Source organism: Nostoc sp. JL34 (assembly GCF_017114945.1).
Taxonomy (GTDB): domain Bacteria; phylum Cyanobacteriota; class Cyanobacteriia; order Cyanobacteriales; family Nostocaceae; genus Nostoc.
The window spans coordinates 55,834-82,058 of the sequence record NZ_JABXKQ010000076.1 but is presented as its reverse complement, the minus strand read 5'-3'; the positions used below and the strand labels follow the sequence as shown (position 1 = coordinate 82,058).

Below are 26,225 nucleotides of genomic sequence, written 5' to 3'. Positions count from 1 at the left end.
GCAAAGTTAACAGTTTACAGATAACTGTATTTTGGGGTTAAACCACAGCCGCTCCACCAGCCATCAGGTTGGAGGAAGCCTCCTAATTGATCAACTTGCTGTAGAGTCATTAAATAAACCCAAGCCCAACTATAAGAGAGCGACTGTGGCTCGTAAACCTCGATAATTTCTCGATTATAGAGGTTTTCTGGCGTTTGTCTATTGGGCTGGTAATCTTCTAGCACATCTAGCTCATTTAAAATCTTTGGGTTGAAAAAAGAGAGTAAATACCCGTAAACTTGTCCATCCCCTAACGTCATGGCTGGGTAGCCCATTGGCAGAGCAAATAATTTGCCTTGTACAAAAGCTCTTTTGACATCAACTACTTTGCCAGTACAGTATCTTTTATAGTTAGCTTCACCTGGTTTGAGCGTGCCGTAGACAAAAACCCGCGCTAAGTCAGAAATTTTTTTATTTGATTCAACCATTTAAACCTTCATCAAATAACTCTTGCTATACCTGAAAGGCTCACAGTTTGGGCATAATCAGGCTCATGCTTAATTGCACTTATCGCTTATATACAAATCTGTGAGTAGTTGACCTACAATATGAGATTAACCTGCTATGTTGACATAGTAAGTAGACCCAGTAGGAGAATTTTTGGTGGATTCCCGATATAACCCAGCAGCAATTGAGGAAAAATGGCAAAAAACATGGGTAGGACTTGGCTTAGATAAGACACCTACAGTTACTAACAAGCCAAAATTCTACGCTCTTTCCATGTTCCCTTATCCATCGGGCAGCCTACACATGGGTCACGTCCGTAATTATACGATTACTGACGTGATTGCCCGCCTTAAGCGAATGCAAGGGTATCGGGTAATACACCCAATGGGTTGGGATGCCTTTGGCTTGCCAGCAGAAAACGCTGCCATTGACCGTGGTGTACCACCAGCAAAGTGGACTTATCAGAATATGGCTCAGATGCGGCAACAATTGCAGCGTCTTGGTTTATCCATTGATTGGGAATGCGAACTTGCTACCTGTTCACCAGATTATTACAAGTGGACGCAATGGATTTTCTTACAGTTTTTGCAAGCAGGGTTAGCTTATCAAAAAGAAGCAGCTGTAAACTGGGACCCTATCGATCAAACTGTACTGGCAAATGAGCAAGTTGATAACGAAGGACGTTCTTGGCGGAGTGGGGCAATAGTTGAGCGCAAATTATTACGCCAGTGGTTTTTCAAGATTACCGACTACGCCGAAGAATTACTCAATGACTTGCATAAATTGACAGGTTGGCCGGAACGCGTCAAGTCGATGCAGGCAAACTGGATTGGCAAATCTACAGGGGCTTACTTAGAATTTCCCATCATTGGGATAGATGAAAAAATCGGCGTGTACACCACACGCCCAGATACCGTTTATGGTGTCAGCTACCTAGTGTTAGCACCAGAACATCCCTTAACAAAGCGCGTCACCACAAAAGAACAACAAACAGCGGTAGAAGCCTTTATTAAAGAGGTTTCTAATCAAAGTGAGTTGGAACGTACTGCTGAAGACAAACCTAAGCGGGGTATCCCCACAGGTGGTAAGGCAATTAACCCATTTACAGGGGAAGAAGTGCCGATTTGGATTGCTGACTACGTACTGTATGAGTATGGTACTGGAGCAGTGATGGGTGTACCGGCACATGATGTCCGGGATTTTAAGTTTGCCAAAAATTACGATTTGCCAATTGATTTTGTCATCGTTTCCCCAGATGATGTTGCAGGTTTTGACTTGACTCCCACATCAGAAGTTGATGAAGTCACACAACTCATCCAAATTGAATACAACCAGGCATACACTGAACCAGGAATTTTAATTAATTCTGGGGCTTTTACTGGTATGACTTCCACAGATGCGAAACAAGCAATAATTGAATACGCCCAACAACAAGGTTTTGGGAAAGTGCGGGTGCAATATCGCTTGCGGGATTGGTTGATTTCGCGGCAGCGTTACTGGGGCGCACCGATACCTGTAATTCATTGTCCCAACTGTGGGATAGTACCAGTTCCCAATCGAGATTTGCCGGTACAGTTACCAGAAGAGGTGGAATTTACTGGACGTGGCGGTTCACCTTTGACTCAGTTAGAGAGTTGGGTAAATGTACCTTGTCCAACTTGTGGCACTCCAGCGAAGCGGGAAACTGACACGATGGATACTTTTATTGATTCCTCGTGGTATTACTTGCGCTTCCCTGACGCTAAGAATGAACAACAAGTTTTCGATTCTAGTAAAATAAACGACTGGATGCCAGTTGACCAATATGTGGGTGGGATTGAACACGCGATTTTACATTTGTTGTATTCGCGGTTCTTTACTAAGGTTCTGCGGGACAGAGGCTTGTTAAATTTTGACGAACCCTTCCAACGCCTGTTAACGCAAGGTATGGTGCAGGGTTTAACTTATCTAAATCCTAATAAGGGTGGTAAAGATAAATGGATTCCTTCTAATCTGGTAAATTCAGCCGACCCGCGCGACCCCCAGACAGGTGAACCCTTGCAACGTCTCTATGCCACCATGTCTAAATCAAAGGGCAACGGTGTAGCGCCAGAAGATGTAATTTCCAAATACGGTGTAGATACAGCGCGGATGTTCATTTTGTTCAAAGCGCCGCCAGAAAAAGACCTGGAATGGGATGAAGCCGATGTGGAAGGACAATTCCGCTTTTTAAATCGCGTTTGGCGTTTGGTGACAGATTATATTGCTGCTGGGGTATCCCATAAAAAAGCTCAACTCTCTGATTTAACTAAGGCAGAAAAGGAATTGCGGCGGGCGATTCACACAGCTATTCAAGCGGTGACAGAAGATGTGGAAGACGAATATCAATTCAACACCGCTATTTCAGAATTGATGAAGTTGAGTAATGCCTTAACTGATGCTGACGGCAAAAATTCACCAATTTACGCAGAAGGTATTCGGACTTTGGTGGTTTTACTAGCACCTTTTGCACCACATATTGCTGATGAATTGTGGCATTTATTGGGTGAAAGTGATTCAGTTCATACTCAAACTTGGCCATCATTTGACCCGGCTGCTTTGGTAGCTGATGAAATCACTTTAGTGATTCAAGTTATGGGTAAAACTCGCGGCTCGATTCAAGTACCAGCACAAGCAGATAAAGCAGGATTGGAGAAATACGCCCGTGAATCAGAAATTGCTCAGCGTTACATTGAAGGCAAAGAGATTAAAAAGGTAATTGTGGTGCCTGGAAAGTTGGTGAATTTTGTAGTTAACTAAGTACAGCTTTGCATAAAATCGTGGCGAATTGAGGGTTGAAATTTAAATGCAGATGCGCTTCTCTACGAGACGCTACGCGAACGTCTTACCGCAAAGAATTCGCTATGAATTAATGAAATGTTGTACTTAGCAATTGATAAAATTGTAAATTTAGCCGGACATGATGTTTTGACAGTTCAAGAAGCAGAAAATGCAGACTAAGGTATATCTGATGAGGAAGTCTAGCATTTGCCATCAGTCAAGAACGCTCAATATTAAGTATCAACAGAATTGATTTCATCCGTTTGCGTCGTCGTGATTCTAACCACTTCGGTATTATTGTTTGCACGAACAATCGTAATCGGGAACAATTTGCAGCACAGATAGATGAGGCTGTAACAGCAGAAGAACCTTTGCAAGGAAAACTAATTCGTGTGGTACGTCCAGTCACTTAAAAAGGTTTTGACGGAATGCACAAATTATAAAGTTGTCAATTATATGTCGCAATAACTCTTTTATCAGTAGTGAACTTCAGTGGTGTATGTGTATTTAAAAACATTTATCTGAGCGTCCAGAGAGTTGGACTGTTTTATTTATACACAAAAAAGCGCTTGAGAGTTTTGCTCACTCAAGCGCTTTTCCGTAAAAGCTTATACCAACTCACTCGTTTGATGCAACATTTGAAATCTGCAACACTCCCTGAGGAGGGAGTATTACGGGGATAACTTGTGACAAACATGTGGTGAAATGGTATCACTCCTTGCACTAACTAAGAATATCTCTTTTACAAGAATATCGGGGATCTAGTGAGTGACAGTTTATGAACTGAACACTAGTTAAAAACGACTCACCGTGAATAGTAACTAAGAAGACTAAGCACGATTGTAGCGATTTTGTAAGTATAGTATAAAAACTTATCGTCTATTAGCGTAGGCGTAGCCTGCCGTAGGCATCGCTTACCACTAAGTGCAGTATCCAAATGTGCAGCAATTAGTAGCACAAGTATCTTAACTTCTGCGACAAATTAATCGCTATCGACTAAGCTAGAGGGTGCTTGGATATTGACATCGAAGCGATTTTGACTCCAATAAATTATCACTTACTATATTGATGAAAGTATCCTTTAGAGAATGGCAACCTAAGAAAAATTCTTCGACCCAAGCAGATTGAAAAGTTTGGTTGGGTATCTTATATCTCTTAGCAAATGGTGACATCCAAATCTTCCGCATAGTGTAGGCGGTTACTTTGTTCGTGGAAGCAAAACATAGCTTTTTCACCGACTATTTCCGTGATATTGAAAACGATTTTGCGTGTTTCTATAAAAACAATAGAGTCAGATTATGGGTAAGATTTAAGGATTTATCATCTGTGCCTCATCTAGATAGACGTTTCACCCTTGGCTATTTTAGCCACTCCCTTACGAGCAGACACCTTAACCTGGCGTCTAGGTGTGTGGTAAGATTGCCTGGAACAAAGGTTTTATCTGAGTTGGAGTCTGGTATAAATTGCAAAGGTCAAGCTGACCAATCGTTAAACATGATACTTTTCCTATAAATTTGGAAAATATACAACAAGGCTGGTGACGATCTGAGTGGAATTTGTAGATAAATATCTAGGATTTGCCATCGGACTTAACTAACTTCCCACAATTTTGACTTTTATTTGACTTTTAGGATAGACACATGAACGATAAGCTGATGCTGATGATTCCAGGCCCTACACCGGTGCCAGAAGCTGCCTTACTGGCATTAGCCAAGCATCCGATTGGGCACCGTACTAGTGAATTTAGCAACATATTGGCAGAGGTGACAGAAAACCTGAAGTGGCTGCACCAAACTCAAAGTGACGTGCTGATGCTGAATGTCAGTGGTACAGGTGCTGTAGAAGCGGGAATAATTAATTTTCTCTCTCCAGGCGATCGCATTTTAGTTGGCTCTAATGGTAAATTTGGTGAACGCTGGGTAGAAGTTGGCCAAGCCTACGGTTTGAATGTAGAAGAAGTTAAGGTGGAATGGGGAAAACCCTTAGACCCCGCAGTATTTGCCGAAAAACTCCAAGCAGATACTCAAAAGCAAATCAAAGCTGTAATTATCACTCACAGCGAAACCTCGACGGGTGTGTTGAATGACTTAGAAACCATCAACCGCCACGTTAAAGAACACGGTGAAGCTTTAATTATCGTTGATGCTGTCACTAGCTTGGGTGCATTCAATCTACCGGTGGATACTTGGGGTTTGGATATCGTCGCCTCCGGTTCTCAGAAAGGTTATATGATTCCGCCAGGATTGGGTTTTGTTTCTGTTAGTCCTAAAGCTTGGGAAGCTTACAAAACTGCGAAGCTACCGAAATATTATTTGGACTTAGGCAAATATCGCAAAGCCACAGCCAAAAATACAACTCCATTTACCCCGCCTGTGAATTTAATCGTAGCGTTACACACCACGTTACGAATTATGAAAGAAGAAGGCTTAGATGCAATATTTGCTCGACATGAACGCCTCAAGAATGCTACCCGCGCCGCCATTAAAGGGTTAAATTTACCGCTGCTTGCAGCAGATAGTTCCGCTAGTCCGGCAATTACAGCTGTAGCACGGCAGGGAATTGAACCGGATAAGATTCGGTCATTGATGAAAAAACGCTTTGATATTGCCCTAGCTGGTGGTCAAGATCATTTGAGCAATAAAATTTTCCGTATTGGTCACTTGGGTTTTGTGAGCGATCGCGATATCCTCAGCTGCATAGCATCCTTAGAAGTTACTCTAACAGAACTTGGCTACGAAGACTTCACCCCTGGTTCTGGTGTCGCAGCAGCAGTTAAAGTGTTTAGTCAGTCCTGAGTACTAAATCAAAAGAGCGAGTTGATAATTTAACTCGCTCTTTTAATTTGTATATAGAGTAAAAACCGTCAGAGTCAAGAGAGCTATATATCAACCTTTGCATAAGGTAGAGTTGATGTAACATACCTCAATTATCCTAAATGACACCAAGTTGCCCTAGATAGTATTATTTACTTTGAAAAAAGTCGCACAGTATCTTTGACACCAAACAAAACTAACTTTGGCAACTTAGTATCACACCAAATTGGCATAAATAGTATTATTTGAGATTCTGCTAATAGACATTTGGTAGAAACTTTTAATCCCAAGTCTAAAAATCTACAATCCAAAATTGGTATAACCTATGCCGTCTCCAGCCAATCATAAATTTGTTCTAATTGCTCTAGAGTAATCAACCCATATTGCCAAAGAATCATTGCCAAAGGGCCTGGGTCTTGCTCCCGATGCCGAAGCGCCACTGCTAGTGATGCTGTGGAAATTGCCAAATCTTCTTGCAAAAAATTAATCAGTCGAGAATATTTTGATGGTGACATTTGTATCTCACCTCCTTGTGCAGAATGTATTGTCATATATCAGTTCACCATTGCTCGGTAGACAGTAGCCAGTATTTCATCTGTCACTGTGCCGTTATCGGCTATACACCCCAGCACAGTTTTTTTTTTGATTTGCCTTCGAGAGAAGCTTCTCATAAAAGGTCTGAGAAATAGAAATTTTCCTACAAATCATCTGCTTAATTTTCAAGCAGTATTTTTACTTAGTTAAATTGGCTCCATCTCATTTACTTTTGTGCTTTATTTAATCACACATGTAGTAACAAAGATTCCATAGCTATACTCTCTTATTGGCGACTATTTACACTTACGCCCAAGGGAATATTTTTGCAACCAAACCTCAAGACCGCAATTTCAGGTTGGGGACAGTAGAATTTTAGATTATTACCACAGTTTTCAAATAGTAGCGTTACAAGTGACTGTTTTACCACATAAAGTGACATTTTTTACATAAAAAACATATATCCCAACTATGTAGGTTCTCAACAGAGTAACTACCTAAATACTTTATCTCTGTAAAGTACCGAAGCCTCAAAACTCATTTTTGACCAATTTTGACAGTATCGCCCACTTTCAAGTTCAATTCGGCAGCTCTTCCAGAGCGAAGTTCAATTACCTTATCGATTGGTGTATTGGGGCCATAGGTAGGACAAGGCTCACTTGCACAAGGAGGTGCAGCAGCCTGAATATATTTAACTACACCTTTATGTAGAAATACCATATCCAAGGGCACAGGTACATTCTTCATCCAAAAACTGACTGGTTGTGGTGAAGGAAACCCGAACAGCATCCCCCGGTTATCTGGCAAAGCTGGTCGATACATCAACCCCATCGCTTGCTGTTGTGGCGTCTGCGCCACCTCTAATTGAATCGTTGTGCCATTAGGAACAATGGCTTGAGCAGAAATTGGTAGTGTTTGACCTAAACTCTTTGGTGCTGGAGTTTGAGAACCAGGAGTGAGGCTGGGAGGTTTAGCTGTTGTTGGCATAGAACAACCCATCAGAAAAATACTCAGCACTATCGAAAGCAAACTTAGCCGACGAGTCATATAGCTTTTCGATTTTGTTATTTAGACTTCAATTTTACAGTGTTGTAGGCAGAAAAACCCCTTGAGTGGGAGGCAGCAGCACCCAAATTTGCATTCCCAGTTTCAAACTGGGAACAAGATAAGGAGATAGGCAAACTCCCGCTACAGTATACTAGGATTCTCTTAAAACGTACCCTACACCGCGTACTGTCTGAATGAGGCGCTTTTGACCTTCATCTTCGATTTTTAGCCGCAAGTAACGAATGTACACTTCAATCACATTAGACTCACCTAGAAAGTCGTAACCCCAAACATTTTCCAGAATTTGTTCGCGGGTTAACACCTCACGGGGATGTTCCATTAAGAATTTTAATAATTCAAATTCCTTCATTGTCAAGTCAATTGGTCGTCCGTTGTGTATGGCGCGGCGAGTTGCTATGTCTAAAATTAGATCCCCAAAGCGCAATTGCTCCGTGGTATCCACATCGGGTTTTAAGTAGAGGCGAATCAACTTCAAAAAGTCTTCTGAGCGGTAAGGTTTGAGGATGTAATCATCCGCTCCAGCTTCTAGACAAGCTACCCGATCGTCAACTGTATCCCTTGCCATTAAAATTAATACAGGCGATCGCATACCAGTGCTTCTCATATTTTTGCACAATGAGAGTCCTGATTCTCCTGCTAGCATCCGGTCTAAGACAATTAAAGCAGGCTGGCGATCGCGACAGTGTTGCAAGCCACTCGTCGCATCGTGAGCCAAAATTGATTCATAGCCAGCTTCTTGCAAATCGCAAGAAAGTTGATTTGCAAGGCTCTCATCGGTTTCAATCACCAAAACACAGGGACTTTGAGCAACTGTCATAACAATTTGGGATATTGGATTTGGGATTGTAAAGATATTCCAGAGAAAATCTTTACATCAGTTATAAAGTGCAATTACGAGTTTTTAGTGATGGAGCAATCTGATTTGACACGCTGCTAGGAATGTTTTAGCACGTTCAGGTGTCAGCCATCGAATTCTTGGATGCAATCTTAATAACTAGGACATGGGGCATGGGAAGAAGGGAGCGGAGGGGAAAAGAGTTTTCCCCTCCGCTCCCCGCACTCCGCCCCTCTGCTTCTTTTCAATGTCCCAATGCCCAATGCCCAATGCCCAATCCCTACGGCAATTCTACCGAAGTTGGTTTAGCGATATGCGGCAAACCCCAACCTAATTTTTCTCGCAAGATTCGGAAAAACTCAGGCGGTTGCAGGCGAATAAATCGGGCACAATATTGCGATCGCTCCATATATACTCTATCTTCTGGAAATATATAGCACCCACCATTGCCATCTACGACCATCACCAGTCGAGGAATATTGACTGGGTAGATGTTGACCGATTCAGTATCTGGAAATACCAATGCTCTAGAAGCTAGGGAATGGGGACAAATGGGTACTAGCTGTAAAACAGGTACGCCAGGAGTCACCACTGGGCCACCAGCACTCAATGAGTAAGCTGTAGAACCAGTAGGCGTAGAAACAATCACACCATCCGCCGCAATATCTACTGGCGCATGACGCCCTATGGCAATTTCAAAATGGCACATAGAGGTCAAAGGTTCGCGATGCAGCACCATTTCATTCAAGCAGAGGGCTTCCCATAGTACTGAATCTCCCCGAAAAACTTTGACGGTGAGCATAGCTCGTTCTTCAATTTCATACTCACCTGCCATCGCCTGTTCTAGTGCTTGGGGCAATTGATTCAGGAAAGTTTCTGTCAAAAAGCCCATGTGGCCGGTATTCACTGTTAACAGTGGAATACCACAGGGGGCTACTTGACGGGACGCTGCTAAAACAGTGCCGTCTCCCCCTAATACCACTGCAAACTCCATATCTGAGTCAAAACCAGGGGGCGTCAGACCGTCAATGGGGGTGTGGCACACAGGACTCTCCGGGTTAGAGTAACCCAGTATGCCACCAATACTCGATGTGATACATACATTCCAACCGGCTGCGGTTAGCTTGTCTTTCAACTCGATAGCGACACGGCCCGCTATCGGTTTAACGTCATTGTAGATAATGCCTGCTTTCGGCACACTCAAATATCCAAGTTTAGGCGATGCTCTGTATTATGTAATCCTTACACATTTTTGGTCATGTAGTCATTAATCTAGAGTCAAATATCCAGAGTCTAGAGTTTAACGACTAATGTCTGTTTCGTAATGACTATTGACTATTGACTTTTGAAGACTGTTTAAAAGGAGTTTTTTTAGGTTTCTGCTTCTTGCTTTTATTTTTCTCGTAGTCTAACTCTTTGAGCTTCTTCATTATTCGGCTGAAGTACTCTTGTAGATAGCTTTCTAGGGTTGTGGTTTGTTGCTGATCTAAACCAAAGACTGTGTATACTTCATCCATTGAAGCATTTAACTGTTTACCACTAGCCAATACTTCTGTAAACGCTAGCCTGTCCGCTACGTTCCATCCCCACTGAAAGAATCGCATTATGCCCCGCACAGCACGCAGCAAGTTTATTGGCATCCGCGTTACCCTAGCGTCTTTTCCAGATAAGCGTTCGCACAGGTTGATGATTTCTTCTGCGCTCCATGCACGAGTCCCGACTACAGGAAAAGCTTGGTTTTCGGTTTCTGGTACACTCAATGCTCGGATAGCAAACTTCGCAATGTCCTGAGTGTCCATATAGGCGATGGGAGAAGAATTGCCTGTTACCCAAACTGGCTGTGCTTCTAAAATAGGAATACCGTACTGGCCGATTAACCCTTGCATGAACCCAGCTAGCCGCAAGATAGTATAATTTAAGCCCGACTCAGCCAGGAAGAGTTCTGTACACCGCTTAATTTCCATTAGCGGTACTTCTGGGTATTTATCAGCATCTAAAATTGAAAAGAAGATAAAACGCTCTACACCTGCGGCTTTTGCAGCTTGAATCAATGCTACTTTGCCATCCCAGTCCACTTGCTTAATACTCAGTGAATCTGTAGGGCGAGATGTTGACGCATCAATAACTTGGGTTACACCTTCTAACGCTTCCGCTAGGGTATCGGGGTAACGCAAATTTCCGGGTACGAGTTCTGCACCCCATTCTTTGAGAAAAGCTGCTTTTTTACTGCTCCGAACAAGACAGCGTACTTTATATCCCTCATCGATAGCACGACGAGCCACTTGTCTTCCTAAGGTGCCAGTGGCACCGACGATTAATAATGTCATGAGGGTTGTAATAAATTTTAATGTTTTATGAAAAGAATGTTATCAGAATAACCTATGCAAACAAAACTTTACATCTTTTCTCAGGAAATCTATTTATTTGGATAGACTCATGGAGAAATGCCTGTCCAGTTAACGGACAAGCTTTTTTCTCAGTTCGCGAAAAGTATGAGCGCTTGCTTGGGGCGTTCAGAACTTTTCGATGAAAAAGGGAGTGTGCTGTGGAGAATAGGGAGAATAATAACTCCTAACTCAGCATTCAACACTCAATTATTCTTCTGTGCCCTGAATTTTCAGTAACAACGCGCCTAAGCCCCAGCCCACGAAGATTAAACCGAAAGACAATAGAGCTGCATTCAAAATTTCGCCGCCCATTGGTGTGATTCTCCTTATGCAAAGTGGTGTGTAAACTAGGTCTACCAGAAGCTTTTCGATAGTTGCTGTAGGATTAGACCTGTGTAAATAATTTTAAACTAGTTTAGCAGGTAATCCCTACTGGTTTAGGGGGCAATCCCTACTATTGGAAGAAGCAGAGATGGAGAAATTGGGAAAATTTGATGATAATAATTATGAATAGATTTTATGTCTCAAAATAATCAAGTTAATTTAATAAACTCTGTCAAAGAGAATCGTCCGCGTTTGGCACTGACGCTGGGAGATCCGGCAGGGATTGGGCCGGAGGTGATTTTGAAAGCTTTAGCAGATAAGGAAATTAGTCAAAAATATGACGTTACAGTGGTGGGTAACGGGGATTTGCTGGCACAGACTTATCGCAAACTGAATTTAACTGAGAATTTTGCACCTTTAGCAAATCCAGATGATTTGTTAGTCAGCGATGTGCAGTTGGATGGGAAAATTCAAGGGAAAATTATCTCAGGAATAGGTAATGCAGCCAGTGGTGCGGCTAGTTTTGCCTATATGGAAAATGCGATCGCTCAAACACTGGCTGGTAAATTTGATGGTATTGTCACAGGGCCGATCGCTAAATCTGCTTGGAAAGCCGCAGGGTATAATTATCCAGGGCAAACAGAACTTTTGGCAGAGAAGTCAGGTGTTGAGCGTTTCGGGATGTTATTCGTGGCGCGATCGCCCCATACTGGTTGGACACTGCGCGCTTTACTTGCAACCACACATATTCCCCTACGTCAAGTTGCCGATACGTTGACACCGCAGTTGTTGACACAGAAGCTAGATTTGCTGTTGGAGTGTTTGGAGAAAGATTTTGGGATAGAAAATGGGAGAATTGCGATCGCCGGGTTAAATCCCCATAGTGGCGAACAGGGACAACTTGGACATGAAGAACAAGATTGGTTAATTCCCTGGTTGCAGCAAGAGCGACAAAACCGACCACAATTGCAACTAGATGGGCCGATACCGCCAGATACGATGTGGGTTAAACCTGGTCAAGCTTGGTATGGAAATTCTTTAGTACAACAAAATCCTGCTGATGGATATTTGGCACTTTACCACGACCAAGGCTTAATTCCTGTAAAGCTGATGGCGTTTGATCGGGCAGTTAATACTTCTATTGGTCTTCCTTTTGTTCGGACTTCACCCGATCATGGAACAGCGTTTGATATTGCGGGTAAGGGAATTGCTGATGCTACGAGTATGAAAGCAGCAATAGATTTAGCGGCAGAGTTGGTTAGTCAAAGATTGGCTAAGAAAAATTAATTTTATAACTTAATTATAGAGGGTATTTCCTAGCTTTAAGTGAAGGCAATTTGTAAATACCAGCCATCCGTTTATTCGGACGACTGGTATTTTTTTGTGCTTATCCCAAATTTTACCTATGAGTGAAACTTCAGTTAAATTCTGTACATTTTGATTTTGTTGGAACTTATCTTGAGACGATATATTAAAAGCAATAAAGTTACTGTCTGAGGCTTGAGAAGACACGAAATCACCAAATCAATTTGTATTAACGTCTCAAAATAACGCAAGTTATAGGGTCAAGCCTCAGTAAAAGTATTTAGGTAAACAATAAAACTAATGCTGACTTAGATGAGTCATTCTTTTTATGAAGTACTTCTGAAATCAGAAAGTTCAGGAATTAGTATTTTCATCGGGCGCTTCAAACTTGTAACCATAGCCTCGCACAGTTTTAATAAACTCCGGTATGCTGGTATCGATTTCCATCTTCTTACGCAACTGACCAATATGCACATCAACCACCCGTCCATCTCCTACGTAGTCGCAACCCCAGATTTTTTGGATTAGCTGTGGGCGACTCCAAGCTTGATTAGGATGACTTGCCAAAAAATGTAAGATATTAAATTCCAGGGCTGTTAAAGCGAGAGGTTTATCGTTAAGTGTTACTTCGCGACCCTCTGGATTAATTGCTAGCTGCTTGAAGACAATCCGTTGTGTTGGGGAGGGGTTGATGTAGCGTATCCGTCTCAAAAGAGCTTCTACCCTAACTTCAACTTCTGCAAGACTAAATGGTTTAGTCATGAAATCATCAGCACCTGCACTTAAGATTTTAATTTTATCAGCCTCGTCAGTCCTACTAGTCAGTATCAGCACTAAAACATTAGTACGACTCTGCATTTCTTGGCAGAGGCTATAACCAGTAACATCGGGCAAATTCCAATCCAGAATCACTAAAGCTGGGTTAAATTGCTCAAACAATGATAAGGCACTTTTTCCATCTGCTGCGGACTCTATTTGATATTTCCGACTTAAAAAACGATAGACAAGATTTCGCACGCCAAAGTCGTCATCGACGATCAGAATTTTGGGAGTAGTAGCGGTAATCATAACCATAATGCTGCCTATTGTGGATTCTGCGATTCGCGGTTGCGCCAGTTTTGCTTTACGTGTTTTTGTTGGAAGTGGATTCACGCGCGTCTCTGCTGAGTACGATCGCTACTGTAGTACTTGTTTACAATTAATTTTCCATGAAGTTTATGAAAACTTCAGCCATCGTAATGCTTATAAAATGTATAAGTATTGTATGATTTTTGTATAATTTTGGATTTATATTGTATATTTTTAAACTTTCATACTGAAGATAAGTGTAATTGAAGACCATCTCCATAACCGCAAATAGTCCAGAGAAACACTAAAAATCACAGCAATTGCTACATGGAAGAGCAACCGGACTCTCTGATGAATTAGATATCTATAAAAGGCTCACAAATAAAGCTATAAGCCAATCTAGATTCTAAATTTCTATTTAAGCCAACTGTACTTTAGCCAACGAGTATGTCTTCTTGAAGAAGGTCTACGAAAATCTACCCTGGTGCATTTACATGTAGCTACCCTCTTAAGCATATACTATACTACAAGTTTCAGCCTGAGACTATGACCAGCCAAGGACTGAGAGCATCACCAGAAGGTATAAGGGCAGCAAAAACAGCTTTAACAGATAAAACCTGGAGTCAGCATAAATTAGCAACAGCTTTAGGAATTACACGTCAACCAGTTTCCAAATTTTTTGCCGGTGAGTCGGTTTCCCGCTCTTGTTTTGTACAAATTTGCCAACAGCTAGGGTTATCTTGGCAAAAGGTTGCTGGCTTACCTGAAGATGTGGCATTTGAGGCAACTCCTAAAGTGCAATTTAAACATGCTGACCTTGATACACTGGTGCGGGAAGTACGCCAAAAGCGCCAAGACAAAATTCAAGATCAGTGCAGCACCCTGCAAATGTTGGACATTGCCCAGACAGTCCAACTGATGGAAATTTACACTGATATTAATGTTTTAGAAAAGATAACTAGCCTGCAATGGCGAGAAATTTCTGACTTATTGAAAGATTTCAAATCTGAATCAAACTTTAATCAACTTACAGGATACAAGCGTCAGAGAAAATTACCAGGCTTAGAAGCGGTATCGCGACACTCAAAACTAATGTTATTGGGTAAACCAGCGTCAGGTAAAACCACATTTTTACAATATCTCGCGATTGAGTGTAACAAAGGCGAGTTTCAGCCAAACCGCATCGCAACTTTTATTAAGGTGAAAGAGTTTGCTGAAGATGCTAAAAGTGACAACCAATTTAATCTATTGAACTACATCAGCGAAGAATTCCTTAGTTGTGGTGTTGAAAAGGAATCAACTAAAATTCTGCTAACTGAGGGCAAACTGCTAATTTTGTTAGATGGATTAGATGAAATACCAGCAGAAAAGGTAGATAAACTCACAATCCAAATTCGCAGATTTACTCAGACTTTTTACAAAAATCAGTTTGTTATTAGCTGTCGGATTGCTGCCCAGAAATACAGATTTCAAGGATTTACCGAAGTTGAGGTGGCAGACTTTGACCAAGAGCAAGTGGAAGTTTTTGCCAAAAATTGGTTTGTTGCAGTTGCTCTTAATTCTAGGGAAGATGGGGAAGCCATAGGAAATTTATTTATTAATCAGCTACATCTGCCAGAAAATCAGCATATCCGAGAATTAGCAGTGACTCCAATACTGCTGCATTGGATTTGCTTAGTGTTCCAAGTAAAAGATGGATTCTCATTAAGCCCAGCCAAGTTATATGAGCAAGTACTGAATATTTTGCTGTTCAGATGGGACGAAATGAGAGGTATTAAACGCGATCGGGTTGGTTGTAATTTGAATCTATTAAATAAAAAAAAGCTCCTTTGTCAACTGGCAGCGATAACTTTTGAACGCGAAGATTACTTTTTTGAAAAAGAAACCCTTCTGCAAATGATTGCTGATTCTCTGGATACATTAGAAGGGATTTATTTAGAAGCAAATCAATTGCAGCTAGATTGGGAAGCAGTTTTGAAATTAATTGAAGTACAAGAGGGGTTATTGGTGCAAAGGGCGCAAGGAATTTACTCTTTTTCTCATTTGACGCTGCAAAAGTATTTCACAGCTAGAAAAATTGTTGAAATCTCCCAATCTGGTAAAAATCTGATTAGTCACATGACTGAAAAGCGCTGGCAAGAAGTATTTATACTAACTGTTAGTATGTTGTCAAATTCTGATGAAATGCTAAAGAAAATGAAGCAAAAAATTGATTTGCTAGTGGCTAGTGACGAGAGATTACAGTATTTTTTAACCTGGCTGCATCAAAAATCTAGTTCAGTTTCTACCAATTACAAAGCAGCAGCCGTTCGTGCTTTTTACCTCGTTTGCGTTGAACAAAGCTCTTGCGATAGACCTTGCACCTTTATCTATACTTCTGGTTATGACCTTGAGTACGCCCTTGTTGGTAACATAGCTTTTGACCCTCACCTTGCTCTTGATGAGTTTCTGTTCAGTACTGTTGCCTGTATTAACGAACTTGATTTTGCTTTTGAGCATAGTCTCAACGATGCCCTTGATCGTGCTCATGCCTTTGCTATTGCCTTTGATGAAGCTATTGACCTTGTTGTTGATCCTAAATTGAAACAAGTGCTGCAAAAACTTAAAAAACAACTGCCACCTATAGATAGCAATCTAGAGAATTTTAGGGATTGGTGGCAATACAAGGGCAAAATGTGGGGTGAACAATTAAGAAATATACTGATTAAGTATCGTAATATTGGCTATTACTGGCAGTTCAGCGAACAGCAAAAAGAATTGCTTCGGCAATATTACGATGTCAATAAATTGCTAGTAGATTGTCTTAATAGCGCCGCTTATGTAACTCCAAGAGTGCGACAGGAGATTGAGGAGACATTATTACTAGCGATCGCTGATATTGAAAAGGTACGCAATTCTTATTATTAATCACCGAATATTTTTCATTTTAAACTAATATCTTCATCAAAATATTAGAAGTTTAGCAAATTTAAAATTACCTGAATTGCTAAAGTATGATAAACATCAACCTGAAATATAGGACTCATATTTGATTGCCTGAAAAAATCTAAGTATATGTAGAGTGTGTTATTGCCGAGAGTCCGGCATCAAAACTTTCAGATGATGCGTTAGCCAGAGACATAACGCAGCCTCAGTGGATTTAAAAAATTAATGAAATTGTATTAAAAGCAAATGTTGTCTTGTCATAGTCTCAATTGGCATTATTTGCAATTGATTAATTGGTAGAAATTATTGAAATTACTCAGTCTATCTGAGGAGAGAGTTTGAGGATATTCATACCAGCGAAAGAGCAATTAAATATGTTGAGTTAGTTAAATTGCTATTAACACCGTCACCAAGGAATAATTATGGTTAACAATTTAGTAGGCGGCATCATTCCGCCACAGCCTCCAATAGAAGCACAATCTGATGCTCATACTCTGAAGACTCGTTTAGAATGGGGCGAACCAGCTTTTACAATCCTGGATGTGCGCGATCGCACGACCTACAACGAAGGTCACATTATGGGATCAATGCCAATGCCCGCAGATGAATTGGTAGAGCGTGCAGTACCTTCTTTGGATAAGAGCCGTGATATTTACGTTTACGGTGCTAATGATGAGGAAACTGCCCAAGCCGCACAACAACTGCTTTCTAATGGATTTGAGCATGTCTCTCAACTCAAAGGTGGTCTTGCTGCATGGAAAGCGATCGGTGGCCCAACAGAAGGCATTATTGAATCAAAAACTCCTCCAGGCGCAGATGACTACAATGTTGTAGCTCGGCTACAAAATCACCAAGAAAATCTGCAAAAGGGAGGTACTAGCGCGACGGAAACCATTAAAAAGGGAGCAAGTAACCTCAAGGAAAGCGTTCAAGAGGGAGCCAGTAACCTTAAGGAAAGCGTTCAAGAAGGAGCCAGTAATCTCAAGGAAAACGTTCAAGAGGGAGCCAGTAACCTCAAGGAAAACGTTCAAGAGGGAGCCAGTAACCTCAAGGAAAACGTTAGTGAATCTAAAACTCCTAGAGACACTGAATAATTCCAATATTGGATCTTAGGCAAAAAATAACTTAGCGATCGCAAATCGCACGCCAGTAGCTCATCAGGGAAACCCCCAGATACTAGAGGCTGCACGTAGCTTGCTTCCCCATAGGGGTAGGCGGACGTTTTAAACGGGGATTAAAATAATGGCGTTGCACAATTACGGGATGATTTTGGAATTTACATAAGAAATCACCGTGTCTCTATATCTTTGCATCAGCCTCAATCATCCCCTTATTCAGTAACGCCAAAATAATTCGTAATTCGTAATTGAATTCTTAACTACGAATTACGAATTAGTAATTAGTTAATCTCCTTTCTCAATAATTCTGGAATCTGAGAAGGGCGTTCAGCTACTGGAACTTGTGCTTCTTTTAAAGCAGCTAATTTACTTTGGGCTGTGCCAAAATTAGGATCGCGTCCGATAACCGTTGCTAAAGTCCCGGTTTGACGCCAACTTTTTCCCGGTGGTGCTTGTCGGCCGGCAATGTAGGCAATTACTGGTTTATCAATTGCCTCAGTAATATATCGCGCTGCTGCTTCTTCACTACCACCACCAGGTTGACCGACTAAAACGATCGCCTGTGTGGTTTCATCCTCATCGAGAATTTGCAGCCATTGCAGAAATGAGGAACCAACGATCGCATCACTACCAATACTGACACTAATCGATTGCCCCAAACCTGCTTTTGTTAATTCGTAGGCGATTTCATAGGTGAGGGTGCTACTACGACTGACGATCCCCACTGTCCCAGGGGTATAAAATTCGCTGGGTTGAGTCCCTAAGAGAATTTTTCCCGGTACAATGATCCCCGGACTATTTGGCCCGACTACCAAAGTTTCACAGGCTTCGGCTTTGCGGAGTAATTGCACCATATCCAAAGGCGGCACGCCAGCAGTAATAATTATGATCTGGCAAATATGAGATGCGATCGCTTCTAATGCCGCATCTAGCACGTCATAAGGATCTACACAAATAATTGTCGTGTCAATTGCTCCAAATTGTTCTATTACCTCTTCTACTAAGTCAAATACTGGCAGTCCATGCATTTCCTGTCCGCCACATCCAGGATTGACACCAGCTATCAAATTCGTGCCATAAGCTTTCATTTGAGCAACATGAGTGCCTGAGATAAATTCACAAAAGCCTTGAATTAAGACTTTACTTTCTGGCGTTAGGTTCATAAAAAATTACCGTAAGTTTGGCAACCCAGTGACTTGGATTACTGGGCATAAAAACGACAAGTTTACAGTGTCGTATTCAATTATTACTGAAATTACAAAAACGAGTACAGCACGATTTTAGATTTTAAATTTTGGATTGAAGATTTAAAATCCAAAATTTCAAAAGGTCTGAACCAAACGGTGTCTCCAAGAGTTAGCACCGAATTTATACCCGCCTTGCGATCAGCCAGCTACGTGGAATAAATCTAAAATCCAAAATCTAAAATTAAATGACAAGCCCCTAACTTTAAGTATGGGGTGAATCTAAAATCTAAAATTGTTTGACTACTTCTTATTAGTTGTTGGCCTAGCAAGACGAACTGCTGCCGCCACTGCCTCATCTAAATTTTCTACGACGACGAGCGCATCACTGTGGGTTGTTAGTGTTGCTAAATATTTTCTAGCAGCATTAAATTCAGAACCAGCAAGACGGATAACTAAGGATGGAAAATTCAGTTCTCGCCGAACTTTACTACCATTAGAACGTACAACCTGTGATTGAAGTTCGCTGTTGTCTGGCTGCACAACTCTGGCTATCACTTCAGCCACTTCCTCAGTTTGAGGAATGCTACCCAGAAAGTTAATTAATATTACTTGAATGCTTTTATCAGCCTCCAGCATTTTCAAACCTATCTCTAGGCGATCGCAGAAGGTCGTTGGTGTAGTATCTGTGAGGAAAGCATGACGTAGATTCAAACAAACACCTGGGTTCCCACCAGCATTAGCGACTAAATCCAAAGTTGCCATCACCGAACCAGTACCATTACCTAAAATACCGATTTTTCCGTGCATTTCTACACCATCCCAGTCGCCCAAAATACCATTGATTTCAGTACTGGTATGACGGCTGATAATTTTTGCCGCCATCTCGGCAAGATCGGGATGACGCTTGATCGCCCGTTCGTTGACCCTGACTTTACCATTAAGAGCCATAACTTGACCAGTAGCGCTGACTGCCAAGGGATTGATTTCGACTAAATCCAGGTCTTTTTGCACAAATAACTGGTACATCTTCTGGACAACGCTGCTTACCGACTGCATCAGCGTCCCCTGCAAACCCATTTTCAAAGCCAATCGTCGGGCATAAAATGGTGAGAATTCCTGTTCTACGACAACATAGTGCATTCTTTCTCCAGCGGATTCCCAATCGATGTCTGCTTCTTTGCAACCTAAAAGTACCGGTCGGCAGACAGCAGTATCCAAAACCACCGCGAGATAAAATTCCTGGTTGGCGTCGTATTGGGATTCTGCTAACACAACTTCTGGCAACTCGCCCCATATTGGTAAACTAAAGATATTTTGAGCAGCTGCGATCGCATCAATAGTCGTTTGGGCAAACCTAACTCCACCTGCTTTTGCCCGTTCCGCGCCATGTACTTGAGATTTTAGTACAATTGGAAAGCGAATTTTTAAACGTTTCAAATCTGTAGGATGGTCAATTCGTTGGGAAGGCAATACCGGAATGCCTATCTTCGCAAACCATTCTTTAACTTGGTACTCTAATAAATCCATTGATACACCTTGTATTGAGACTTTCCAAGCTTTTGATTAGTCCTGTCTTAATATTTTGCAGCACCTTTATTGCAGAATTAAGCTTTTGGCAGCTATAAAAACTTATTTTTCACGGATCAATTTTATCGAATTCAGCAAATGAGGCATATTAATTTCGATAGCCAACCTGTTTGTGCCAGAGCCACAACACGTAATTAATCTCTTCAGTAAGTTTCCCAGCATAGAAGATAACTAGCATTTCTGTCAAAACCCTCTGACATAGCATCTTTTCCTTAACCTTGAGATAATTTGGCCACAACTGTGCAACTAGAATTTTGCCAAGCTGTAGCGACTGTGAATTTTATTGTCGCGAAATAATGCAGTGAAAACACTCAAAAATTTTATTATTCCCATTTTTTATTTGTAATTTATATCTGAAGACAGATTATTTAATTTTGCATCTATCACTATAAAAATGTAGCGACGCGAACAATAACTGCTTTTTGAATTTTTGGTGAAAAGTCAGAATTTGTGTTAGAAAGTTGGTCGTTCAGATTTTCAGGCTGTGGTTGCTTAAACTGTGCATTTGCATTCAAAAAACCGAGAAAGTTCGTTTCATCCCCTTAAAAATAATCAAAACAATATAGAAGTTCAGCGGGAAAGCTCTATGAAAGTAGCAGTCCAGCAGGAAGATTTACAGCTTTTAGCCAAAACTTTGCAGGAACAATTACTTGTAGAAGTCTCAACTGCTGAAGTCTTCGAGGTTAAATGCGCCGTCAATAAAGACGGGCTAATGATTTTAACGCAACATGCATCAGATGTAATAGTTGATGCTCAACTAATTTTTGCAGTCATCGAGGAAGTACTTCAGTCTCTAGCACCCCACAAAAAGCAGCGGGTGCAATGTTTCCTCAGAGTTTTTGGTGAACAACTCCCTTATGCCAAATGTTTTTTGGCGTTGAAGCAGACGGAGAGATGGGGGGATGGGGGGATGGGGGGATGGGGAGTAGAAGAAGCAGGGGAAGCAATATCCTACTCATCCTCCTCATCAGCTCTGACATATTCTCCATCAATTGATGAGGCTGAGGAAGAGGAACTGTTTGACCCGTTTGCAGATGTGCCGAATTTGTCGGCTTTAAAGCCAGGATTCCAAGTCAAACCGATCCTACTAGGTGCAGCGTTGCTGGGAATTGTAGTTTTAGGCGGTGGTGCTTACTTCTTGACTCGCCCTTGTGTGATGTCTGAGTGTAAAGAAATACAAAACGCTGAGGAAGTAAAAACAAAATCCCCGCAACTGATGCGCCACGCCAAATCTGAAAAAGAATTATTAGCTATACAACAGCAACTTGCGGCAGCCAGTACAGCCCTGAATATAATTCCTAGTTGGTCGCCCCGTTACCAGGTATCAAAAGAACTAAAAGCAAGTTTGTCTGGACGGTCAGAAAAAATCAGCCAGGTGGTCATGGCTTTGCAGACAGCATCTTTGGCGACACAAAAAGTTCAAACTCCTGCATATAGCCTAGAGGAATTACAAGCTAGGCAACACTTATGGCGACAGGCTATAGCGCCACTAGAAGCTATAAGTTCCAGTAGTGAACTCTATGGACTGGTGCAGGGGAAATTACTTAATTATCGTGTCCATTTGCACGCCGTAAATCAACAGATATTTACTGAGGAAAATTGGCTGAAAAAACTAACAGCGGCAAAAGCTGTAGCTGTTGCAGCCCAGAAGCGGCAAGCTACTGCTAAATCCTTGAATGACTGGCAAAAGGTGCAGTCTACTTGGCTGGTGGTAGTTAATACCTTGAATACCATTCCCCGAACTAGCGCTGGATACCAAGAAGCCCAAAAGCTGTTGATAGATTATAAACCTAAGTTATCAGTAGTACGCGATCGCGCTACTAAAGAACGATTTGCTGTTAAAAGCTACCAACAAGCCCTTAGCACTGCCAAGCAAGCCAAAGTATATCAGCAACAAAACCAATGGCAAGCTGCGGCGACATACTGGGATCAGGCTTTGCAAACTGCTAAACAGATTTCTGAAGATAGCTTGTACTACACTCAGGCTCAGTCTCTTATCGAACCCTATTCAGCAGCCCTCAAACAAGCACAAGAAAAAGTACAAGTTGTTAGTAGTTTGCAACAAACCCGCACTGACTTGGATAAAACCTGCATTAATGGAATTCGGATTTGCACTTTTAGTGTGGACAATGCAGGAATTATTGTCCGGCTAACGGCTGAGTATGACCAAATCAGGCAAAATAACTTGGCTAATCCTTATTCTGAGAACTCGGATACTGCTGTTGATGTTACCAATCACTTGCAAATCTTACGGGAAGCTTTAGCTGTAATTAGTGACAATGCTAATGTGTCCCTTTTCCTCTATGATTCCCAAGGTCAGGTAATCTATACACGGACTTTAGGCGGGTAAGTGCGATCGCTCCTTGTACTGAACTTAAGTGTGGTGCGTTGGCGTAGCCCGTCGTAGACATCGCTTCTTTGCAATAACCTTGATAAGTAATCAGGCAAAATTAATTGCAAGCGATCGCCCCTTGTAATTAATTTGAGTGTTCGTACATTGGCGTAGCCCACCAAAGGTATCACGGATTCGATCATCCTCAACACTCACAACAAAGAACATATTTGATTTTCTGACAGGATGAGAAAGATGAAACGCCTAATGGTAAGGCTTTAGCCTCTGGACTTATCCAAATGTAAGCAGAGTGTGAGAGTTGAGGAGGTATCAATTACTCAATACTCTTGAGCGATCAACGGTAAGTAGCCAGATTCATGAATGCTTTATGGAAATCCAACAGAAATATATGAAGTTTTGTTACGTAATGCGTAATTATAACTAGCCAAGCTGAATTGATAATTATGGGAGTTCGCAAGAGCTTTAGAAACCGAATGCTTTCGTGCCACTCTAGACTCTTTATCCTTAATTCCTTCGTCGCCAAAATGTACTAATCGAAGTCACGTTAGTTTAGTACATCACAAAATAAGTTCACACATCTACACAGTCTGCAAAGAGAGCAAAATTTATGGATTCTAAAATAGGACAATCAACAATCATAGATGCTCAAACATTAGAGAAGTTAGAAGCAGAGATTCAGCAAGAAATGTGTGAGATTTTGAAGAATGCTAACTTTGACAAGATACTTGAAAAGTATGGTATATCAGAAGAAAAAAATTTGCAATTGGAATGCAATTTAGACTTAACTCAAATTACAATTAGTGGTACGGAACGTTCACTCATAGCACCACCAAGTAAACGTACCTTACTATCGGGTTGCTGGTGTCCGTGTAGAGGTGTTTGTCCTTGCTCATCCTCATGTTAAGTAATTTCATAAAATTTTGTCTTAATTCTCAATAAGCATATTTGTCAACTTTGAAGTTGACAAATATGCTTTAAATTAAACACTGGTAAAAATGTAAACTAGGACTTATGTAGTGAATACAAGTAGTCTTTTGAGATGGTTCCAAGGGCTAGGATTTTTATTAGGTAGTGCAATAGCACAATTACCAAATTGTGCTATTGCACAAATACCAATAATTCCGGATGGTACTCTATCTACTAATTCTCTTGTTAAAACACAGGACAATATAACAACTATTGAAAATGGAACTTTAGTAGGAAGCAATTTGTTTCACAGTTTTAAAGAGTTTTCTGTACTTCCTGGAACTACTGCTGAGTTTAGAAATACTGAAGGTGTTGAGAACATTATTAGCCGGGTAACAGGGAAGTCTGTTTCTAATATTGAAGGCATCATTAAAGCTCAACATAAAGCCAATCTGTTTATAATTAACCCTAACGGGATCATTTTTGGCTCCAATGCTTCTTTACAGATCGGCGGTTCATTTGTTGCAAGTACCGCGAGTAGTTTGAACTTTGCCGATGGTACTAAATTTAGTGCCACAAATCCCCAAACCACACCTTTGCTGACAGTAAGTGTACCTATTGGTTTACAATTCGGAGCGACTGCGGCTCCCATCCATAATCAATCCCAAGCAAAGAATCCAGATGGTATAACTAATCTTTTTGGTCAACCAGTTGGTCTACAGGTTAAGCCAGGTAAAACCTTGGCATTAGTGGGTGGTGATATCACGGTGGAGAATGGAAATTTAACAGCAGCATCGGGGCGAATAGAGCTAGGAAGTGTTGCTAGTAATAGTTTAGTCAGTCTGAAACCAACGAGCCAAGGCTGGAGTTTGGGATATGAAGGTGTCCAAAATTTCCAAAACATTCGACTAATTCAGAGGCAAACTGTTGATGGTTCTAATATTTCATCTATTGTAGATGCTAGTGGCGATGATGCCGGGAATATCCAGGTACAGGGCAAGACAGTCGAACTAAGTGGTGATTTTGTGCGCTTGATCAGTTTAACTACGAGTGACAAAAATGGCGGAGATATAACGATTACGACTGAAAAATTAATTGTTCAGAATGGCGCACAAGTGGGCACTTCTACTTTAAATAAGGGTTCGGGAGGAAACTTGATTGTGAATGCCTCTAAGTCTGTACAGTTGATTGGTAATAACTTACCAGATAGTACTACTACACTGTTTACTACAACTTTCAGTGATGGAAATGCGGGTAATCTTACGATCAAAACTGGAAAGTTGCGTGTCCAAGGAGCAGAGATATCAGCAGGGTCTACGGCAATAGTGGGAGACTCACAATTGATAATAGCTGAAGGAAAAGGAGGGAATTTGACTGTGAACGCCTCCGAGTCCATAGAGCTAATTGGAACTTCGGCAACAGATGATTCCCATCCCAGTGGCTTGTTTACTTCGGCTATAAAGTACGGAAATACTGGAAATATAAACATAACCACGGGCCAATTGTTTATCCAAAACAATGCTGCAATAGCTGTGGATGTTGCGATTCCACCAAATGCGATTCTCCCAGAAAACATAAATATTACAGAAACACCAGGTGCACTAAATATAACTGCTCGCTCCATCCTGCTGGACAACCAAGGACAAATCACATCTGATAGTGAGTCAGGACAGGGTGGGAATATTGCGCTACAGGTGCGGGACTTATTACTAATGCGCCGCAACAGCCAAATATCCACTAATGCGGGGGGTGATGGAGATGGCGGTAATATCACCATCAAAGCACCTAATGGCTTCCTTGTCGCCGCTCCCTTCGGAAATAGCGATATCACCGCCAACGCAGTTTCTGGCTCAGGTGGTAAAATCACAATCACCGCTAAGAGCATCTTTGGTTTTGTGCCTCGCACCCGTACAAATGTAGAAATGCTTGATCCAAAGGAAATAAACCCGAATAACCTGCGAACAAGTGACATCACCGCATTTTCTCAACAAAACCCTTCATTAAGTGGCACTGTACAAATCAACTCCCCAGATGCTGACCCCAGTAAGGGATTAGTGGAATTGCCTGTAAATCTGGTTGATGCTTCGCAGCAAATTGCTGCTGGTTGTGATTCTGGTGGAAAAATAGCAAGAAGTTCATTTATTACTACTGGGCGTGGAGGATTAGTAGCCGATCCCACGCAGCCATTGATAGCTGAGGATGCAGTGCTGGCAGATTGGATCACACTCTCTCCAGAGAGTCAGAAACGTGCTAGCGGTATTCAGAAAAAAGCGGTTGTTCAGGCGCAGCGAAACACAGAAGAAAAATCACAGAAAGCTAATTTTGTCAATGAACCTACTCAAATTGTAGAAGCCCAAGGGTGGGTTATAGATGCCAATGGTAACGTGGTTCTGGTTGCTCAAGTACCCACTGCATCGCCCCATAACTCCTCGCTCACCGCTACATCTTGCGCTGCTAATTAGAAGATGAACAGTCAACTTAGAGCCAAGGCGAATGGAATTCGCGGCTACACAAACTCTCGTCCGCCTCC

The 26,225-nt window shown here is 41.5% G+C and carries 19 protein-coding genes and 1 pseudogene; 9 read left to right on the top strand and 11 right to left on the bottom strand.

From position 1 onward, the window contains the following. Nucleotides 1-14 precede the first annotated feature (14 nt). On the bottom strand, nt 15-467 hold the full coding sequence (locus HWQ44_RS15420; protein WP_292719971.1) for a gamma-glutamylcyclotransferase: 453 nt from the start codon (nt 465-467) through the stop codon (nt 15-17). Between the two features lie 175 nt (nt 468-642). Between HWQ44_RS15420 and leuS the strand changes: the two genes are divergently transcribed. The 3 genes from leuS to HWQ44_RS15405 all read left to right on the top strand — a co-directional run bounded on the left by leuS (nt 643) and on the right by HWQ44_RS15405 (nt 6,080). Beyond that, a complete protein-coding gene (gene leuS / locus HWQ44_RS15415) occupies nt 643-3,264 on the top strand; it encodes a leucine--tRNA ligase (protein ID WP_292719969.1) in 2,622 nt (873 codons plus the stop codon). A 233-nt stretch (nt 3,265-3,497) separates the two neighbouring features. Then, nucleotides 3,498-3,698: a DUF5615 family PIN-like protein gene (locus HWQ44_RS15410; RefSeq protein ID WP_366931385.1), complete on the top strand. Its 201-nt coding sequence runs from the start codon at nt 3,498-3,500 to the stop codon at nt 3,696-3,698. Nucleotides 3,699-4,925: 1,227 nt separating this feature from the next. Next, on the top strand, nt 4,926-6,080 hold the full coding sequence (locus HWQ44_RS15405; RefSeq protein WP_292719966.1) for an alanine--glyoxylate aminotransferase family protein: 1,155 nt from the start codon (nt 4,926-4,928) through the stop codon (nt 6,078-6,080). Between the two features lie 341 nt (nt 6,081-6,421). On the opposite strand, the gene HWQ44_RS15400 is transcribed toward HWQ44_RS15405, so the two are convergent. The 6 genes from HWQ44_RS15400 to HWQ44_RS15375 form a co-directional block, all read right to left on the bottom strand. Further along, the gene (locus HWQ44_RS15400; protein ID WP_292719964.1) at nt 6,422-6,649 is read right to left on the bottom strand and encodes a DUF2949 domain-containing protein; all 228 of its coding nucleotides are present in this window, start codon (nt 6,647-6,649) and stop codon (nt 6,422-6,424) included. 520 nt (nt 6,650-7,169) lie between these two features. Further along, a complete protein-coding gene (locus tag HWQ44_RS15395) occupies nt 7,170-7,679 on the bottom strand; it encodes a DUF192 domain-containing protein (RefSeq protein ID WP_292719962.1) in 510 nt (169 codons plus the stop codon). Between the two features lie 151 nt (nt 7,680-7,830). Further along, a complete protein-coding gene (gene nblR, locus HWQ44_RS15390; protein WP_099103317.1) occupies nt 7,831-8,517 on the bottom strand; it encodes a response regulator transcription factor NblR in 687 nt (228 codons plus the stop codon). Nucleotides 8,518-8,815: 298 nt separating this feature from the next. Next, nucleotides 8,816-9,733 (bottom strand): NAD(+) kinase, encoded by a 918-nt coding sequence (locus tag HWQ44_RS15385; protein ID WP_292719959.1) that lies wholly within the window; start codon nt 9,731-9,733, stop codon nt 8,816-8,818. A 130-nt stretch (nt 9,734-9,863) separates the two neighbouring features. Next, nucleotides 9,864-10,862, bottom strand: a complete 999-nt coding sequence (locus HWQ44_RS15380; RefSeq protein WP_292719957.1) for an SDR family oxidoreductase — start codon at nt 10,860-10,862, stop codon at nt 9,864-9,866. Between the two features lie 267 nt (nt 10,863-11,129). After that, nucleotides 11,130-11,234, bottom strand: a complete 105-nt coding sequence (locus HWQ44_RS15375; RefSeq protein WP_094344256.1) for a PetM family cytochrome b6-f complex subunit 7 — start codon at nt 11,232-11,234, stop codon at nt 11,130-11,132. A 207-nt stretch (nt 11,235-11,441) separates the two neighbouring features. On the opposite strand from HWQ44_RS15375, the gene pdxA reads away from it, so the two are divergent. Beyond that, on the top strand, nt 11,442-12,533 hold the full coding sequence (gene pdxA, locus HWQ44_RS15370) for a 4-hydroxythreonine-4-phosphate dehydrogenase PdxA (protein ID WP_292719954.1): 1,092 nt from the start codon (nt 11,442-11,444) through the stop codon (nt 12,531-12,533). A 372-nt stretch (nt 12,534-12,905) separates the two neighbouring features. On the opposite strand, the gene HWQ44_RS15365 is transcribed toward pdxA, so the two are convergent. After that, nucleotides 12,906-13,625 carry a response regulator transcription factor gene (locus tag HWQ44_RS15365; RefSeq protein WP_292720029.1) on the bottom strand — a complete coding sequence of 240 codons (720 nt, stop codon included), beginning with the start codon at nt 13,623-13,625 and terminating at the stop codon, nt 12,906-12,908. 540 nt (nt 13,626-14,165) lie between these two features. Between HWQ44_RS15365 and HWQ44_RS15360 the strand changes: the two genes are divergently transcribed. Both HWQ44_RS15360 and HWQ44_RS15355 read left to right on the top strand, forming a co-directional pair. Further along, nucleotides 14,166-16,526, top strand: a complete 2,361-nt coding sequence (locus HWQ44_RS15360; protein WP_292719952.1) for an NACHT domain-containing NTPase — start codon at nt 14,166-14,168, stop codon at nt 16,524-16,526. Nucleotides 16,527-16,966: 440 nt separating this feature from the next. After that, a pseudogene (locus tag HWQ44_RS15355) lies at nt 16,967-17,407 on the top strand (rhodanese-like domain-containing protein); the annotation flags it as partial. Between the two features lie 536 nt (nt 17,408-17,943). Here the strand turns inward: HWQ44_RS15355 and HWQ44_RS15350 are convergent. Both HWQ44_RS15350 and HWQ44_RS15345 read right to left on the bottom strand, forming a co-directional pair. Further along, complete coding sequence (locus HWQ44_RS15350; RefSeq protein ID WP_292719950.1) at nt 17,944-18,825, bottom strand: CoA-binding protein; 882 nt, start codon at nt 18,823-18,825, stop codon at nt 17,944-17,946. Nucleotides 18,826-19,149: 324 nt separating this feature from the next. Further along, the gene (locus HWQ44_RS15345; protein WP_292719948.1) at nt 19,150-20,376 is read right to left on the bottom strand and encodes a succinate--CoA ligase subunit beta; all 1,227 of its coding nucleotides are present in this window, start codon (nt 20,374-20,376) and stop codon (nt 19,150-19,152) included. A 646-nt stretch (nt 20,377-21,022) separates the two neighbouring features. On the opposite strand from HWQ44_RS15345, the gene HWQ44_RS15340 reads away from it, so the two are divergent. Beyond that, nucleotides 21,023-22,786 (top strand): hypothetical protein, encoded by a 1,764-nt coding sequence (locus tag HWQ44_RS15340; protein WP_292719946.1) that lies wholly within the window; start codon nt 21,023-21,025, stop codon nt 22,784-22,786. Here HWQ44_RS15340 and HWQ44_RS15335 read toward each other — a convergent pair. Further along, the gene (locus HWQ44_RS15335) at nt 22,762-22,971 is read right to left on the bottom strand and encodes a hypothetical protein (RefSeq protein ID WP_292719944.1); all 210 of its coding nucleotides are present in this window, start codon (nt 22,969-22,971) and stop codon (nt 22,762-22,764) included. The genes HWQ44_RS15340 and HWQ44_RS15335 overlap by 25 nt on opposite strands. Nucleotides 22,972-23,396: 425 nt before the next feature. On the opposite strand from HWQ44_RS15335, the gene HWQ44_RS15330 reads away from it, so the two are divergent. Together HWQ44_RS15330 and HWQ44_RS15325 are read left to right on the top strand one after the other, a co-directional pair. Beyond that, a complete protein-coding gene (locus tag HWQ44_RS15330; RefSeq protein WP_292719942.1) occupies nt 23,397-23,693 on the top strand; it encodes a hypothetical protein in 297 nt (98 codons plus the stop codon). A gap of 112 nt (nt 23,694-23,805) precedes the next feature. Beyond that, nucleotides 23,806-26,157: a filamentous hemagglutinin N-terminal domain-containing protein gene (locus tag HWQ44_RS15325; RefSeq protein ID WP_292719940.1), complete on the top strand. Its 2,352-nt coding sequence runs from the start codon at nt 23,806-23,808 to the stop codon at nt 26,155-26,157. Nucleotides 26,158-26,225: the final 68 nt, after the last annotated feature.

Coding starts and splice junctions, on each gene's coding strand:
- HWQ44_RS15350 (WP_292719950.1), bottom strand. CDS start 18,825: ATGAACCTAACGCCAGAAAGTAAAGTCTTAATTCAAGGCTTTTGTGAA.
- HWQ44_RS15365 (WP_292720029.1), bottom strand. CDS start 13,625: ATGGTTATGATTACCGCTACTACTCCCAAAATTCTGATCGTCGATGAC.
- HWQ44_RS15420 (WP_292719971.1), bottom strand. CDS start 467: ATGGTTGAATCAAATAAAAAAATTTCTGACTTAGCGCGGGTTTTTGTC.
- HWQ44_RS15375 (WP_094344256.1), bottom strand. CDS start 11,234: ATGGGCGGCGAAATTTTGAATGCAGCTCTATTGTCTTTCGGTTTAATC.
- HWQ44_RS15345 (WP_292719948.1), bottom strand. CDS start 20,376: ATGGATTTATTAGAGTACCAAGTTAAAGAATGGTTTGCGAAGATAGGC.
- HWQ44_RS15330 (WP_292719942.1), top strand. CDS start 23,397: ATGGATTCTAAAATAGGACAATCAACAATCATAGATGCTCAAACATTA.
- HWQ44_RS15400 (WP_292719964.1), bottom strand. CDS start 6,649: ATGACAATACATTCTGCACAAGGAGGTGAGATACAAATGTCACCATCA.
- HWQ44_RS15405 (WP_292719966.1), top strand. CDS start 4,926: ATGAACGATAAGCTGATGCTGATGATTCCAGGCCCTACACCGGTGCCA.
- HWQ44_RS15340 (WP_292719946.1), top strand. CDS start 21,023: ATGAAAGTAGCAGTCCAGCAGGAAGATTTACAGCTTTTAGCCAAAACT.
- HWQ44_RS15360 (WP_292719952.1), top strand. CDS start 14,166: ATGACCAGCCAAGGACTGAGAGCATCACCAGAAGGTATAAGGGCAGCA.
- HWQ44_RS15395 (WP_292719962.1), bottom strand. CDS start 7,679: ATGACTCGTCGGCTAAGTTTGCTTTCGATAGTGCTGAGTATTTTTCTG.
- nblR (WP_099103317.1), bottom strand. CDS start 8,517: ATGACAGTTGCTCAAAGTCCCTGTGTTTTGGTGATTGAAACCGATGAG.
- HWQ44_RS15380 (WP_292719957.1), bottom strand. CDS start 10,862: ATGACATTATTAATCGTCGGTGCCACTGGCACCTTAGGAAGACAAGTG.
- pdxA (WP_292719954.1), top strand. CDS start 11,442: ATGTCTCAAAATAATCAAGTTAATTTAATAAACTCTGTCAAAGAGAAT.
- HWQ44_RS15335 (WP_292719944.1), bottom strand. CDS start 22,971: ATGATCGAATCCGTGATACCTTTGGTGGGCTACGCCAATGTACGAACA.